The 15,307-nt window shown below is 67.3% G+C and carries 13 protein-coding genes and 1 pseudogene; 7 read left to right on the forward strand and 7 right to left on the reverse strand.

Annotation, left to right across the window (positions count from 1 at the left end):
• The 3 genes and pseudogenes from AC1DW9_RS30430 to AC1DW9_RS30440 form a co-directional block, all read left to right on the forward strand.
• Nucleotides 1-822: DUF2950 domain-containing protein (locus tag AC1DW9_RS30430; RefSeq protein WP_476855274.1), on the forward strand; the 822-nt coding region annotated here is incomplete at its 5' end.
• Between the two features lie 391 nt (nucleotides 823-1,213).
• Entirely contained in the window at nucleotides 1,214-1,465 is a 252-nt protein-coding gene (locus tag AC1DW9_RS30435) for a hypothetical protein (RefSeq protein WP_441509160.1), read from the forward strand.
• A gap of 123 nt (nucleotides 1,466-1,588) precedes the next feature.
• Nucleotides 1,589-1,751 (forward strand): annotated as a pseudogene (locus tag AC1DW9_RS30440) (IS5/IS1182 family transposase); the annotation flags it as partial.
• Nucleotides 1,752-2,249: 498 nt separating this feature from the next.
• On the opposite strand, the gene AC1DW9_RS30445 reads toward AC1DW9_RS30440, so the two are convergent.
• The 5 genes from AC1DW9_RS30445 to AC1DW9_RS30465 all read right to left on the reverse strand — a co-directional run bounded on the left by AC1DW9_RS30445 (nucleotide 2,250) and on the right by AC1DW9_RS30465 (nucleotide 7,023).
• On the reverse strand, nucleotides 2,250-3,140 hold the full coding sequence (locus AC1DW9_RS30445; protein WP_441509162.1) for a DUF2950 domain-containing protein: 891 nt from the start codon (nucleotides 3,138-3,140) through the stop codon (nucleotides 2,250-2,252).
• 15 nt (nucleotides 3,141-3,155) lie between these two features.
• Nucleotides 3,156-4,859 (reverse strand): DUF3300 domain-containing protein, encoded by a 1,704-nt coding sequence (locus AC1DW9_RS30450; RefSeq protein WP_476855275.1) that lies wholly within the window; start codon nucleotides 4,857-4,859, stop codon nucleotides 3,156-3,158.
• 66 nt (nucleotides 4,860-4,925) lie between these two features.
• Nucleotides 4,926-5,504 (reverse strand): OmpA family protein, encoded by a 579-nt coding sequence (locus AC1DW9_RS30455; protein WP_476776646.1) that lies wholly within the window; start codon nucleotides 5,502-5,504, stop codon nucleotides 4,926-4,928.
• Between the two features lie 16 nt (nucleotides 5,505-5,520).
• Nucleotides 5,521-5,946 (reverse strand): hypothetical protein, encoded by a 426-nt coding sequence (locus AC1DW9_RS30460; protein WP_476855276.1) that lies wholly within the window; start codon nucleotides 5,944-5,946, stop codon nucleotides 5,521-5,523.
• Between the two features lie 342 nt (nucleotides 5,947-6,288).
• Nucleotides 6,289-7,023, reverse strand: coding sequence for an outer membrane protein (locus AC1DW9_RS30465; RefSeq protein WP_476770537.1), 735 nt, complete (start codon nucleotides 7,021-7,023; stop codon nucleotides 6,289-6,291).
• A 490-nt stretch (nucleotides 7,024-7,513) separates the two neighbouring features.
• Between AC1DW9_RS30465 and AC1DW9_RS30470 the strand changes: the two genes are divergently transcribed.
• Nucleotides 7,514-7,744 carry a twin-arginine translocation signal domain-containing protein gene (locus tag AC1DW9_RS30470; RefSeq protein WP_441491082.1) on the forward strand — a complete coding sequence of 77 codons (231 nt, stop codon included), beginning with the start codon at nucleotides 7,514-7,516 and terminating at the stop codon, nucleotides 7,742-7,744.
• A 165-nt stretch (nucleotides 7,745-7,909) separates the two neighbouring features.
• Here AC1DW9_RS30470 and AC1DW9_RS30475 read toward each other — a convergent pair whose 3' ends face one another.
• A complete protein-coding gene (locus tag AC1DW9_RS30475; protein WP_476776924.1) occupies nucleotides 7,910-9,520 on the reverse strand; it encodes a GMC family oxidoreductase in 1,611 nt (536 codons plus the stop codon).
• A gap of 191 nt (nucleotides 9,521-9,711) precedes the next feature.
• The gene (gene pdxR, locus AC1DW9_RS30480; RefSeq protein ID WP_476776925.1) at nucleotides 9,712-11,196 is read right to left on the reverse strand and encodes a MocR-like pyridoxine biosynthesis transcription factor PdxR; all 1,485 of its coding nucleotides are present in this window, start codon (nucleotides 11,194-11,196) and stop codon (nucleotides 9,712-9,714) included.
• 166 nt (nucleotides 11,197-11,362) lie between these two features.
• On the opposite strand from pdxR, the gene AC1DW9_RS30485 reads away from it, so the two are divergent.
• The 3 genes from AC1DW9_RS30485 to AC1DW9_RS30495 are packed head-to-tail and all read left to right on the forward strand — an operon-like array spanning nucleotide 11,363 to nucleotide 15,282.
• Nucleotides 11,363-12,469 (forward strand): mandelate racemase/muconate lactonizing enzyme family protein, encoded by a 1,107-nt coding sequence (locus AC1DW9_RS30485; RefSeq protein WP_476776926.1) that lies wholly within the window; start codon nucleotides 11,363-11,365, stop codon nucleotides 12,467-12,469.
• Nucleotides 12,466-13,959 (forward strand): aldehyde dehydrogenase family protein, encoded by a 1,494-nt coding sequence (locus AC1DW9_RS30490; RefSeq protein ID WP_441491086.1) that lies wholly within the window; start codon nucleotides 12,466-12,468, stop codon nucleotides 13,957-13,959. The genes AC1DW9_RS30485 and AC1DW9_RS30490 overlap by 4 nt, the downstream gene beginning before the upstream one ends.
• A 24-nt stretch (nucleotides 13,960-13,983) precedes the next feature.
• Entirely contained in the window at nucleotides 13,984-15,282 is a 1,299-nt protein-coding gene (locus AC1DW9_RS30495) for an NAD(P)/FAD-dependent oxidoreductase (RefSeq protein ID WP_441491087.1), read from the forward strand.
• Nucleotides 15,283-15,307: the final 25 nt, after the last annotated feature.

Consider the following 15,307-nt stretch of genomic DNA (forward strand, 5'->3'; position numbering starts at 1 on the left):
CCCGAGGCGGCCGCCGCAGCCCTTGTGGAAGCCGCCCGCACCAGCGAGACCGGCCCGATGCTCGGCGTTCTCGGGCTCAAGGGGCGCGACATCGTCTTTTCCGGCGACGAGGTCGCCGACGCAGCGGACAGGGAGCGCTTTCTCTCGGCCTATCAGGCCAAGCACCAGGTCGAGGTCGACGGCGACAAGGCGACATTGCTCGTCGGTCAGAATGACTTTCCGTTCCCGATCCCGATCCTGCGCAAGGACGGTGAGTGGCGGTTCGACACTGAGGCCGGGCGCAAGGAAATCCTTTTCAGGCGCCTCGGGCGCAATGAGCTCGATGCGATCCAGGTCAGCCTGGCCTATGTCGACGCCCAGAACGACTATGCGAGCAAGGACAGAACCGGCGCCGGGCCAGGCTCCTATGCCCAGCGGGTCGCGAGCCGCCCGGGGAAGCGCGACGGCTTGTTCTGGGCGACCGGGGCAGGAGAAGAGGCCAGTCCGCTKGGCGCTCTCGCCGCGCAGGCCGAGCGCGAAGGCTACAAGGGCGGGCAGGGCAAGACGCCCTATCACGGCTACTACTACAAGATCCTSAAGCGCCAGGGKGCCGCGGCRCCAGGYGGAAGCCTCGACTATGTCGTCGGCGGCAAGATGATCGGCGGCTTCGCTCTGCTCGCCTATCCCGCCGAATACGGCAACTCCGGCGTCATGAGCTTCATCGTGAACCACGAAGGCACGGTGTATCAGAAGGATCTGGGACCCAGGACCAGCCGGATCGCGACGCGGATGCGCTCATACGACCCCGACAAGACCTGGGAGAAGGTTCCGGTGCCGCAGTAATCAATTTTCGAGATGCAGACTGCTGATCCATTCAGCGAAATGGCGATGTCTTCACAAAGCGACATTTAGCCTTCTCAAATGATCTTCGGATGACGGCCCCGATTGGACTACGGTGCCGCCAAAGGCAGGTCGAAAGATTGGCCCGATAGGCGCGGGGGCCGTCGAATCATAGCGGCTATCAGCAATGGAGAACCGATGACCGGCCTCCTTTCGATCCTCTTCGGCGGCTTTTCAAGCTTCACGCCCGGTCGGATGCTTGGGGTCCCAACGCGAGCCCTTAGGAGACTACCGCGGGTTAGGGGCCTTTGATCGTGGATTGATCCTCAGTCGGCGACTGTGCCGAGGGCGTGGGCCGAATATCAGCGGTGGTGATGCCGCGGTGGATGGCAGCATGAATGACGTACAAAAGCGCGGACTTGCAAGGCTCATGCTTCGTTGGCCGCAGCGGCGGATGGAGCTACGTCAAAAATGCAGCAGTGGTGCGGGACTGCTCGATCTCTGCGAAGTTTACCAGGTGACATGTGAGGCCGCTTCCTATTGGGAGAAAATAACTTCGCCGGCCGGAGAGGCCCGTGCGGAGGAGTACCGCGCTCTCGCATTGGAAATCGAACGTGAGGTCAATGAGGCGCTTGCCTCAGTTTGAGCCTTCGTCGCGCCGGTGATCGCCTCGAAGTGGCGCACCTCGCCCTCAGGCTCAAGTCGATGGTCAAGCCTAGATGTGAGGTCTCAATAGGTTGTCCATCCGGTCCCGAATGATGGTGGCGCTGTTCTCTACGGCTACAGCCGGGGCATCATCGCGGCAGCTTGGCTGCGCCTGCGACGAGCGGGTCGACGTGGGGGCGGTGACCGGACTGAACCGACCTGACTTCCGCAGCATCGCCGATCTCCGCAAGCTCCACCTCTCGGCGCTGTCGGATCTGCTCGTGGAAGCTAACGATGCGATAGTGAAGCCACTGCTTGTCGGAAATCCGGGACAGTCGATCACAACGGCGGCATGCTTGCCTTGGCGGCTTGCATCTGGAAGTACGATCGGCATTGTCTGTTCGCACAGAGAATTGAGAATGACTTGATGTCATCCCATCGTCGCGGCGTTTAATTTTCCGCGCTCTGGGAACCCGCCGAGGGAGGCCTCCGTGAATAGACGTTTCTACCTAGTAGTGCTGGCTCTGATGGGACTGGTGGGATGCGTTTCGCGCGAGACGTCCGGATCGGGGGGCGGCGGGCCCGCCTATGTCCAGCAGGACCTCGGGAGCCCCGGTCGACAGACCGACTTCTTCGGGAACGGCCTGCGGCCTTGAGAGCGGGATCTCGCGCTCCCGCGACCCGTCTCGCCATTGCGGGAACTGCCGTGCGCACTGCTGCTGCGACATGAAAGTCACGGCGCGCGGCCCCGGCACCTCGAGAGGTGCCGGAGGGGGCTGCCCCGCCTATTCGACTGGCGCCCAGCTGCTGTCGGGGTCGTAGCGCAGCAGGCGCTCCGCCAAGGCGCTGGTCTTCGAGCCGAGATTTTTCTGCAGTACGACCCCGTTATGTCCGCAGATGAAGGTCATGACGCCGGTCTTGCCCCATTCGGCCGGCCAGGCCACGAGGCCGAAGCCAGCGATCATGTTGCCGTTGACGACATAGGAATGCGCGCCGCCGGGCGCCCAAGGTCCTTGTGCCTTGAGGATGCGAAAGCGATAGCCGGCATAGGTTCGGTTCCCGCGATCCAGCAGGGCCTCGCTCAGGGCGCCCTCGAGCGGGCTGACATCGGCCTGCCCGGTTCTCGGCCAGTACAGCCCGTCCTGCGTACCGGGCGTCGAGATCAGGTTCTGGGCATATTCCGGCACCTGGTCGCCATCATGGTCCTTCCGGATATATTCGCGCTGGGCGCCGATATAGGCTTGGCAGGCCTCGATGGCGCGCAGTTCGTTCTCGCCGACGGCGCGGTTGAGGATTTCGCTACGCCCGGCCGCGACATCGAACATCCAGGCCTCGCCGCGTCGGACGATCGGGATCGGGAACTCGAACTTGCGTTTCCCGATCGTCAGGATCCGCGTCGCGTCGTCGCGCGGCGTCAGGGTGACGGATTCCGCTGCGGCCTCATTGAACCGGTCGAGTCGTTCGCGGTCCAGCGTGGCGTCGCCGGTGCTCAGCACGTCGCGGGCCCCCGGCCCGAAAATGCGATCGAGCATGCCGGGCTCGCGCGCCCGGGCCGCCTCGACCAGCGCGCTGGACGCCGCATCGGGGGAGGGGAAGCTCTGCTGGGCTGCGGCAGGGCCTGCCATCAACAGGACCGCGAGCGAGACCGGGACTGAAAATCGAGCGTGATGTGCCATGATCATGTCCCCCAATCAGCGCCGTCCACCGCGACCACCACCACCGCCCCCGCGGCCACCGCCGCCGCCGATATGCCCGCCGCCGCCACGGCCGCCGCCGCCGATGTGAGCGCCGCCGCCGCGACCTCCGCCGCCGATCTGTCCGCCTCCGCCTCCGCCGCCGCGCCCCGCCGGCATGCTGATCTGCCCACGGCTGGCTGCGCCGCGATTGCCATAGGCCGCCGCGCCGCGCCCGGCATCGATACCGTCAAACGCGGTCCGGCTTGGTGTCGGGCGCGGTCTCGCGCCCTGCGGCGCCGCTGGTCGCGCCTGTGCCGCCGGAGGCCGTGCCGTGGGCCGCTCGGGGCCCGATGGTCGCGTCGCGGGCCGGCCTGCGTCGGCCTGCGGTCGCCCCTGTCCAGCCCCGCCCTGGGGGCGGTCCTGGCCGGGCCGTGCATCAGGACGGGCGGGTTGCTGCGACGGACGCTGGCCGATCATGCCTGCCGCCGCGCCGCCGATCGCGCCTGCCGCCGCACCGCCCAATGCTCCACCGACGCCGCCTGCGCCGCCTGGGCCACCGATGCCGCCAACACCACCGACGCCGCCTGGGCCGTCTGGGCCGCCGATGCCGCCAACACCACCGACGCCGCCCGGGCCGCCTGGGCCGCCGACGCCACCGATGCCGCCGGACCCTCCGGGACCACCAACGCCGCCAGCCGGCCCGGGGCCGCCAATGCCGCCAACGCCACCCGGGGCGCCTGGCCGGCCAACGCCGCCTGGGCCTCCCGGTCCGCCAACACCGCCTGGGCGGCCTGGRCCGCCGGGGCGGGCGAGGCCGGGCTTGGAGCCCTGCCCGGGCCGATACCGGTCAGGGTCGGGCCGCCACGGCTTGGTGTTGCCGATGTTGTTCCCGCTGCCGATGGTGTTGCCGCCGCCGATATTGATCTCGTTGCCGATATTGATGTTTCCGCGCCCGGGTGCGCCGGGATAGCCGGGCCGGTAGCCGGGATAACCCGGCCAGCGCGGCGGATAGACCGCGCCGGTGCCCCAGTTCCACGGGTTGTTGTACATCACGGCGCCSACGGCGATGGCCGTCCCGAAGGTCAGGAGCGCGCCCGGKACGGCGGAGGCGACCGGCTCGTAGACGACGCCGGGGTCGTAACTCGGAACATAGATCACCTCCGGTTCCGCCGGCTCGATATAGATGACGTTGCTGGATCCCTCGGTCTTCTGGACGACGGTCTGCTGCGGCGTCGATTTCAGGGCTCCGCCCTTTGCCGCCTGGGCTCGGAGATCCTGGATGACAGCGGCGACATCCGTCGGCTGGTAGACGAAGGCGTCGCCGAGATCGCTCGTCCAGTCGAGGTTCTCATTCATCTGCTTGATCAGGTCGGGAAACCGGATCAGCGCCTTCACGCTGGCATCCCAGTTCATGGCGTCGGCTGCCGTGAAGTCGGCTTTCTCGACAGCCGCCTTGTTGCGCTCGATCCAGCGCGCCGCCTGCACGATGTCGAGCGGATAGGCCGAGGCCGGCAGCAACTGGGCGAGCAGCGGGTCGGGGTAGAGCGCGATCGGCTTCACCAGCGGCTCGATCTCCGCACGGGTGAAGACCGTGTCCGCTGCCTGCGCCGGTGCAGCCTGTGGCGCTGGTGCGGCCTGCTGGGCGAATGCGGCGCCGAGGCCCGGGAGAAGGACGCTGGCCGGAGCCAGCGCCAGCGCCATTGCGGATAGGGCGATCATTCCGTGTCGCATGCCGTCCTCGCGCTCAAATGTCTGCCACCAAGCCGGTCCATTGCCGTCCGGCCCCTATCTGAAACGACCCACATTCACGATCTGGACGCGCCGATTGGCTGCTGCGTCCGGGTTCTTCCGGTTCTGCAACTGCTCTTCGCCGAGGCCGACCGAGACAATCCTGGCGGGGGCGATGCCGAATGTGGTGACCAGCGCGTCGCGAACAGCATCGGCCCGCTTCTGGCTCAGCGTCAGGTTGGACTTGCGGTCGCCGACCGCATCGGTGTGGCCGACGATGAGGAACTTGTATTCCCGCAAGGTCGGGTGAAGCAGGGAGTCGGCGATCACGCCGACCGTGCGGAATGATGCAGGGCGGATCACCGCCGAGCCGGTCCGGAACTGGATCTCGACCGTAAACTGCGAGAGATTGTCCAGTTCCTGCGAGAGAGGCTCGCGCAGCGAGGCATCCGGCCCGCGGTTGGCGGCGACACTGTCGACGGCCCGGCGCCGGAGCGCGGCGACGTCGATGGATTTCGACTGGTCGAGGACGTTCAGCGTCTCGATCAGTTGCGTGTCGTTGAGCCGCTCCTGGGCGTGCACGGTTGCGGGGGCGAGGGCGATTGCCGCGCAAAAGACGAGGGCGATGGGCTTCATCGGGTGCATTGTCCCTTCAGTTCCAGCCGGCATCGACGATGGCCTGCTTGCAGCCGCTGCTGACGACCTTSGACGCGGTCAGCAGGCACTGCAGCCTGTAGCCGTCATGGGGCTGCACGCCGCTGCAATATTGACCAAGGTCGCGCTCGCAGACCTTRACTGCGGCAGCCTGGGCATTGGCCCGCTTCGCGAGCGACTGGAAGACYTCGGCCGAMGCGGCCTTGCAGCCCRCCGATAGCCGCGCCTGGTTCCGATCAAGGCACGTTTTGACGGCGCCGCCGCCAAGCGAAACCTTCGAGCAAAGCTTGTCGATGTCCGAACCGCAGGMCTTCGCCAGMCGRTCATAGGCTTCGGCGAAGGTGAGCGTCTGGGCSGAAMCGGCCAGTGGGATGACCAGGCTAGTTAGCAGGCAGGTTGCGGCGAGGGCTCTGCGTAGACTCACGATCGTCTCCCTGTGTTCGGTCGGTAATCCCTTGCGCTCTCTTTTCTGCCCGCCCTAGGGGGAGGTCAGAAAAGAGAGCGTATCCGAAGGTTCCAGCCAATCAAGCGGTCAGGCGATTTCAGCGAGACCGGCGTTCTTGGCGCCGGAAAACGCCAGGGGGATGAGTTGATCGATCAGGGCGAGCGCGAATACATCTCGAGCGCCGGCATTAGAGAATGTCGGCAGCTTCCGAGTTTCGTCGTGACAGGGGGCGAACAGAGGCCGCGCTTGTGGCGCGGTCGGATGAAGGGAGAAACAGCCCGGCGCATGGGCCGGGCTGTTTGCAGATCCAGAGTGTCCGGCTCAGAACTTGTAGTTCACGCCGACGCGAACGATCCCGCCGCCGCCGCCGCCACTGGTGGTGGCGGTATAGATTCCGGCCGGGAGCACGCCGCCCGCGGGGTTTTGGAAGACCCGGGTCTGTCGGCCCTCGCCGGTATCGACGTAGAGACCTTCGAGCTTGACCGTCCAGTTATTGGTGAAGGCGTATTCGACGCCGCCRCCGATGGTCCAGCCGGCATTGCTYGTCGTGTTGCCGGTCAGCGGGTTGCTGTTCAGGCCGCCATAGGCCAGACCGCCSGTGATGTAGACCAGGGTCCGATCGAAGGCGTAACCGATGCGGGCGCGCACGGTGCCGAAATASCCGCCGTCACCACCGCCATTATTTGCCCACCAGGTGTATTGCCCCCAGGACATATTGCCGTTCGATCCGACATACTGGATATCGGTCTCGAGACCGTAGACCCACGCGCCGGATTGCCAGTTATAGCCGATCTGGCCGCCGCCGACGAACGTGCCGTCGCCGCTATTGCCGCCCAGAATTCCGGAAGAGCCAGCTGTCGGCCCGGTAATGGTGATGTTACCCGAGTCGGCCCAGCCCATGCCGGCGTTGAGGCCGATGTAAAATCCGGCCCAGGTGAAGACGGGAGCGTAGACGATCGGGGGAGGCGGCGCTTGGCGGCTGGGAAGATCGGCCGAGAGGGCCGACGTCGCCAGGCAGGTTGCAAGGACGGCGGTGGATACAAGTCCTAGTCGCATGGTGTCCTCCGAAGTCAGGAATAGGCCAGCCTATCTGTTGCACATCAAATTGCGGCGGTGAACCCGAATAATCGGCCTAATTTACTGATGGATGTCAAATATTCCCGATAGCGACAATTTGATCACTTAGCCAATTATGAATGCGAATTCTCGATGACGTGAGGTCAATCAATCCATGGGTGCGCCTTGAAGGTTGTCAGGACGGGGATACCGGAGTGTGTTTGATCTCGGCGGTCGCGCAATGCGTATTCGGAGCGGCGATGATTGGCCGAAATGGGGTTGGGTCATCGGGCGCGTGCGAATAATCTTGTGCGCGAGGCCGGCCGAGCCCATAACCAGCCTGCCAGCAATGACGCGGACGGTTGTCTTGCCTCAGGCTGCGGCCGCGGCTGGCCCGGCGTCAAACATGGTGTTCTGGAGCGGCAGGGGGGCGGCCAGGGGTGGCCAAGGGGGCAGCAAAGACGGTTCATCGATCCAAAGGAGTTTTGCCATGAGCGAAGTCTTCAATCCGGACGTGATCTCTCGTCGACATGCCCTTTCCTTCTTGTGGTCGGCGGCTGCACTGGGCCTCGCAGGGGCTGCCACAGTCCTGACAAGTTCACCTTCCGAGGCCGAGACCGCGGGCATGGATCGACGCGGCGACAGGCGCACCGGGCGCGGGGAGCGACGCGACGTTCGCCGCACCGGACGCACCGATCGGCGTGAGGAGCGCCGTCAGTGAGTGGCTGCTGAAGGTACAGCGGAAGAGCGGGATACGATGGCGGCCCCTCTGCGCACCATCCCTGCGTAGGGATGTGGTCGCCACCGTCTCGCGCGCCATTTGAATCTCAAGCCCGGTACGGCGACGCCGCTCACGCCAGCGACGGAAGGTCCTCCGCAGTGCGCGTCACTCTGCCAGCATGATCTCGGCCGCACGCTCGCCGACCATCATCGCCGGAGCGTTGGTGTTGCCGGAGGGGATCGTCGGGAAGATCGAGGCATCGGCGATGCGCAGGCCGCTGAGGCCATGCACCCGCAGGCTCGCATCGACAACTGAATCCGCAGGATCGGGCCCCATCCGGCAGGTGCCGCAGGGGTGGAAGACCGAATAGGCCTGCTGCCGGATGGCGTCGATCTGCGCCTCGTCATCGGCGCAGTCCGGCCCCGGACGGATCTCGCGCTCGATCAGGGCGGCGAAGCTCGGCGCCGATGCCAGGCGGCGCAGGAAGCGTGCACCGGCCAGGATGTCGCGGATATCCTCCGGATCGGAGAGATAGTTCGGCTCGATCACCGGGGCGACATGGGGATCGGCCGAGCGGATCGCGACATGCCCGCGGCTGCGCGGCCGGCAGGGCGAGACGCTGGTGCTGAAGCCGGAGAACGGATCGGGCTTCATCAGGGCGCGCACGCCGGGCAGGGCGCGCTCATAGCTCAGCGGCGAGAAATAGAGCTGCATGTCCGGACGCTCGAGCCCCGGCCGCGTCTTGAAGAAGCCGCCGCCCTGATTGACGCTGAGCGAGAGCGGGCCGCTGCGGTGAAGCGCATAGTGCAGCGCCATGCCGATGCGGCCGGGCCAGGAGAGCAAGGCCTCGTTCAGGCTGGGCCGCCTGGACCGGTAGACATGGTCGTAGCAGAGATGGTCCTGGAGATGGGCGCCGACCGCCGGCAGGGCGTGCAAGGGCGTGATGCCATGCTGCGCCAGAAGCGCGGGCGCGCCGATGCCGGAGAGCTGCAGGAGCTGGGGCGAATTGATTGCGCCCGCCGCGACGATGATCTCGCCGGCGGTGCGGAAGCTGACGGGCGCGCCGTCGCGTTGCCCTTCGACGCCGACGGCGCGGTGCCCCTCGAACAGGATGCGCGAGGCGAGCACGCCCGTCTCGACCTTGACGCGCCCGGTCTTGCGGGCCGGATGCAGATAGGCGCGTGCCGCCGATTCACGCAGGCCGCCGCGCGTCGTGATCTGGTAGATGCCGGCGCCCTCGCAGCTTTCGCCGTTGAGATCGGGGTTGAAGGGCAGGCCGGCCTCTTGCGCCGCCTTGACGAAGATCGGGGTCAGCGGGTGGACGACCGAGGCGATGTCCTCGACATGCACGGGGCCGCCCGCGCCATGCCACTCTGACGCGCCGAGCGCATGGTCCTCCATGCGGCGATAGGCGGCGAGCACCTCGCGCCAGCCCCAGCCGGGATTGCCCATCGCCTCCCAGCCGTCGAAATCCTCGCGCTGGCCGCGCATATAGACCATCGCATTGATCGCGCTCGACCCCCCGACGACCTTGCCGCGCGGCTGGTAGATCTGGCGGCCGGCGAGGGCGGGCTGGCTTTCCGTCCGGTACATCCAGTTCAGGCGCGGGTGGTAGAAGGTTTTGCCGTAGCCGATCGGCAGATGCAGCCAGGGGCTCAGGTCGCGCGGCCCGGCTTCCAGCACGAGGATGCGGCCGCGCCCGGCCAATGCGAGGCGCCCGGCCAGCGCGCAACCGGCCGAGCCCGCGCCGATGACGATGACATCCCATTCCTCCAAGATGGACTCCCTGCCGCTTCCGGCGCTGCCTGAACATCAGGCTCGCGATGTGTTTGCATCGGCTTTCCCCGAAAACCGCGATCCACGTTTCGGGCCGATGTCTTAGGTTGGATTGGGCTTGTCGCTAAGGACCATTCTGTTCGAAGCGCCAGTCCAATCGGTGGGGATCAGGCCGGCGATCAGGCCCAGGATCAGGTCGAATTGAGATCGTCGATCGCCTGGCGCAGGCCAAGCACGCCGGCCTGGATCTGCGCCGGCGTGAAGCCGCTGAAGCCGAGCACGAGCCCGTCGCGCTCCACCGGCTCCAGGCTGAAGCGGCTGATCGGCGCCACCGTGATGCCGCGCCGGGCGGCGGCCTGCGTCACCGCAACGGCATCGAGCCCCTCGCGCAGGAAGCCGATCGTGTGCATGCCGGTATGGGTGGGCACGACGGTGAGAGCGCCCGCCAGATGCGCATCCGCCGCGGCGATCAGCGCCTGGTGGCGCTCCTGGTAGAGCTTGCGCATGCGCCGGACATGGGTGGCGAAATGGCCCTCGACGATGAAGTCGGCGACGATGCCCTGCAGCGCCGTCGGCACGCCCGGCGAATAGGCGTCGAGGCAGATGCCGATCTGCTCGGCGAGCTGCGGCGGGGCGACGAGGAAGCCGAGGCGCAGCGAGGGGAACAGCGTCTTCGAGAAGGTGCCGACATAGATCACGCGGCCGGTCAGGTCGATGCTGGTCAGCGTCGCCATCGGCGCGCCCTGGAAGCAGAACTCGCCGTCCCAGTCATCCTCGATGATCCAGGCGGAACTCGCCTGCGCCGCCTCCAGCAGGGCCAGCCGCCGTTCCAGGCTCATCTTGGCGCCGAGCGGCTGCTGGTGCGAGGGGGTGACGAAGGCGAGCTTGAAATCCGGCGCGCGGCGCAGGCCTGCCTCGACGATCAGGCCGGCCTCGTCGACCGGCACCGGCACGATATCGGCACCCGACAGGATCAGGCTGTTGCGGGCGCCGATCGCGCCCGGATTCTCGAACCAGACCTTGTCGCCGGGATTGATCAGCGTCGCGGCGAGCAGCTGGAAGGCCTGCTGGGCGCCGGCGACGATGAAGATCTGCTGCCATTCGCAGGCAATGCCGCGGTTGAGCCGCAGATGCGCGGCGATCGCCTGGCGCAGCACCGCCTCGCCATGGGGATCGGGATAGCCCAAAACCTGCTGGCGGGCCTTGCGCCAGTGCCGGCCGGAAAGCTTGGCCCATTGCGCCATCGGGAAGGCGTCAAAAGCCGGCATCGCCGTAGTGAAGGCGCGCGGCTGGTGCGGCAGGCGCGTGCCGAACAGTTTTGAGGCGGAATCCATCGCCTGCGCCAGCCGGAGTTTTGCGGTCGGCACGGCTACCGCCGCGGTCACTGGGGCCGGCCGCTCGCTCGCCAGCGCCTGGCTGACATAGGTGCCGGCACCGACGCGGGTCTCGACCAGCCCCTCGGCGGCGAGCCGGTCGAAACTCTCGACGATGGTGGTGCGGGCCACGCCGAATTCCTGCGCCAGCGTGCGCGTCGCCGGCAGGCGCTCGCCGACCTTGAGCGCGCCGCTCAGGATGAGTTCGCGCAAGCCCACGCAGACCTGGACGCTGAGCCCATGCTGCCCCTGTCGATCCAGCACGATCGATTGCAGCAGGACACCTTCTTCGCGTTTGACCATATCGCTCCAGTGATCCTGCCCAAGCCAGCACCGGTCGCGATCTCTGCGATTGGACTGCTGCTTTCGCCAGAATGGACCTTGGGTTCAGACCAATTCAAGTCCCTTTCTGAGCCCACGCCGCCTGGCAATCGCGCTGGGCCATGGCGATGGATTGGCGGCGGCAATAATGAAGATCACCCGTCTCGAAAGCTTCACGACGCCGGATGTCGGCTTCGTCCGTGCCACCTGCGAGGATGGCAGCCAGGGCTGGGGGCAGTTCTCGCCCTATAATGCCGACATCACCGCGACGGTCTTCCACCGCCAGGTCGCCCGCTGGGCGATCGGCTGGGACGCCTTTGCGGTCGACGACCTCGTCGCGACGATCGGCGAGCGCGAGCACAAGTTCCCGGGCTCCTATCTCTGCCGGGCTCTGACCGGACTCGACACGGCGCTCTGGGACCTGCGGGGTCGCAAGGAGCGGAAGAGCGTCTGCGAATTGCTCGGCGGCACGCCGCGCCCGTTCACGGTCTACGCCTCCAGCATGAAGCGCGGCGAGATCACTCCCGAGGCTGAAGCCGAGCGCCTCGCCCGGCTGCGCGACGCCCATGGCTACCGCGCCTTCAAGTTCCGGGTCGGGCGCGAATGCGGCCGCGACCTCGATGAATGGCCCGGCCGTACCGAGGCGATCGTGCCGCAGGTCCGCGCCGCGCTCGGCGACGCGGCGACGCTGCTGGTCGATGCCAATAGCGGCTATACGCCGGCAAGCGCGATCGCGGTCGGCCGTATGCTGCAGGACCATGGCATCGTCCATTTCGAGGAGCCCTGTCCCTATTGGGAACATGCCTGGACGCGTGAGGTCCGCGAGGCGCTCGATCTCGACGTCACCGGCGGCGAGCAGGATTGCGACCTCGCGATCTGGCGGGCGATGATCGACGGGCGCGTCGTCGACGTGGTGCAGCCGGATATCTGCTATCTCGGCGGGGTCGGGCGGATGCTGACGGTGGCGCGCTGGGCGGCCGAGGCGGGCCTGCCGGTGACGCCGCATTCCGCCAACCAGTCGCTGGTGACGGTGTTCACCCTGCATGTCATGGGCGCGCTCGCCAATGCCGGTCCCTATGTCGAGTTCTCGATCGAGGGGCCGGATTATTACCCTTGGGAGCAGGGGCTGCTGCGCAACCCGCCCAAGGCCCGCGACGGCATGGTCGCAATCCCCTCCGAGCCCGGTTGGGGCGTCGAGATCGAGCCCAGCTGGCTGGACCGGGCCGCCTATCACGTGACCGAGGTGTCGGCGTGACCCTCGACCGGGAGAAGCTGGTCGAGGAAGCGCGACGCACCGGCACACTGGCGGGACTGCCGCGCGGGCATTTCATCGGCGGCCGGCTCGTTGCCTCCGTCTCGGGGCGGGAGATGGAGAGTTTCGACCCCGGCCGCGGCGTCCCGTTCGCCAGCGTCGCAGCGGGCTCAGCCGAGGAGGTGGCGGCGGCGGTCGCGGCGGCACGAGCGGCGCTGTCTGGCCCCTGGTCGCAGATGACGCCGGCGGCTCGCGGCGAGATCCTGATGCGGGCGAGCCATCTGCTGCGCGAGCGGGCGGCGCGTTTCGCCGTGGTCGAGACGCTCGATTCCGGCAAGCTGCTCGCCGAATCCGAGGGCGATGTCGGCGGCGTCATCCGTGCCTTCGCCTATTATGCGGGGGCCGCCGACAAGCTGCATGGCGACAGCGTGCCGCTTGGCCCGGACTATCTCGGGGTGACGATCGAGGAACCGGTCGGCGTCGTCGCGCAGATCGTGCCGTGGAACTATCCGCTCTCGACGGCCGCGCGCGGCATCGCGCCGGCGCTCGCCGCCGGCTGCACCCTCGTCGTCAAGCCGGCAGAGCAGACGCCGTTCACCACGCTGATGCTGGCGGAACTGCTGCATGAGGCCGGCCTGCCCGACGGCGTGCTCAATGTCGTCGCCGGCACGGGAGCGGAGGCGGGCGCAGCACTCGTCGCCCATCCCGGCATCGACCACATCACCTTCACCGGTTCGGTCGCGACCGGCCAGCGCGTGATGCGGGCGGCGGCCGAGCATGTCACGCGGCTGGCGCTCGAACTCGGCGGCAAATCCCCCGTCGCGCTGATGGCTGATTGCGAGATCGGGCTGGCGATCGAGGGCGTGCTCGGCGCGATCTACGAGAATGCCGGCCAGATCTGCTCGGCCGGCTCGCGGCTGATCCTGGAGGCACCTATCGCGGACGAGGTTCTCGACCGGCTCGTCGCACGCGTTTCAGCGATGCAGCTCGGCCATGGCCTGGGCGAAGCCGGCATAGGGCCGATCAATTCGGTGCAGCAGCTCGCGCGTATCGAGGCCCATGTCGAGCGGGCGCGCGCGGCCGGCAACCGCATCCTGATCGGCGGCGGCATCGTTCCCGCAGCCGAGTGCGGCAGTGGCTGGTTCTATCGTCCGACCATCATTCTCGCCCGCGGCCCGGACGACCCGCTGGTGCAGGAGGAGATCTTCGGCCCGGTCCTGACAGTGCAGATCGTCGCGGATCTGGAGGAGGCCATCGCGGCGGCCAACGCGACCTCCTATGCGCTGGTCGCCGGCATCTACACCCGTGACCATTCCAACGCCTGGCGCTTCGCGCGCGCCGTCGATGCCGGCCAGGTCTACATCAACGAGTTCTTCGCCGGCGGCATCGCCATGCCCTTCGGCGGTAACCGTAAATCCGGCTTTGGCCGGGCCAAGGGCATGGCGGGCTTGCGCAGCTACTGCAAGCTCAAGAGTGTTGTGGCGCGGCTCTGAACGGGCCCGGGGGGAAACGACGGAATGTCGACTGAGCTGTTTACCGCCGATTTCAAGGCGGCACCCTATTGGTGGGACGGAGTCCCGCGGCCGGAATTGCCCCGCTCGGAGCCGCCGAAACAGGCCGATGTCGTGGTTGTCGGCTCCGGCTATACCGGCCTGCATGCCGCGCTCCAGACCGCCAGGGGCGGGCGCAGCACGGTGGTGCTCGATGCGGAGGCGGCCGGCTTCGGCTGCAGCACCCGCAATGGCGGCCAGATCTCGACCAGCATCAAGCCCGGCCTCGCGGCCCTGGCGCGCCGTCACGGCGAGAAGCGGGCCTTTGCCATTCTGCAGGAAGGCCATCGCTCGCTGCGCTGGATCGCCGAGTTCGTGCGCGAAGAGGCGATCGACTGCGATTTCGGCGTGGTGGGGCGCTTTCACGCCGCCCATTCGCCGGGCCAGTACGAGATGCTGGCGCAGCGCGTCGACAACCAGACCAAGGGCCTCGAAGTGCCCTGCCATGTCGTGCCGCGCACCGAGCAGCGCGACGAGATCGGCTCGGATCTCTATCATGGCGGCGTGGTCTATGCCGGCCATGCCTCGGTCAATCCGGCGCGCTATCACCAGGGCCTGCTGGAACGCGTCCTCGCGGCCGGCGCCGAGCTGGTGCCGTTCTGTCCGGCGACCGCGATCACCCGCCAGGGCAAGGACTTCCTGGTCGAGACGCCGCGCGGCACGATCCGGGCGCGCGACGTCATCGTCGCCACCAACGGCTATACCGGGCCGGCGACCGGCTGGCTGCGCCGCCGCGTCATCCCGATCGGCAGCTACATCATCGCGACCGAGCCGCTGGAGCCGGCGCTGATGGACAAGTTGATCCCGCGCAACCGCATCGTCAGCGATACCCGCAAGGTCGTCTATTACTACCGCGCGTCGCCCGATCGGCGGCGCATCCTGTTCGGCGGCCGCGTCTCCCTGAGCGAGACGGATCCGCGGCGCAGCGGGCCCAAACTCCATGCCGACATGAGCGCGATCTTCCCCGAGCTGGCGCAGACACGGATCAGCCATTCCTGGTGCGGCTTCGTCGCCTATACCTTCGACGAGCTGATGCATGTCGGCCGCCATGACGGGCTCTACTACGCCATGGGCTATTGCGGGGCGGGCGTCGGCACGGCGAGCTATTTCGGCATGCGGCTCGGCCAGCAGGTGCTTGGCCTGGCCGAGGGCAAGACGGCGCTCGACGACCTGCCGTTCCCGACGCGGCCCTTCTACAGCGGCAATCCCTGGTTCCTCGCACCATCGGTCTTCTATTACCGCTGGCGCGATCGCCTGGCCCGATGAGCCAGCAGGATCGTCTCTGCGGATT

The organism is Allobosea sp. P4_E12 (assembly GCF_056401655.1).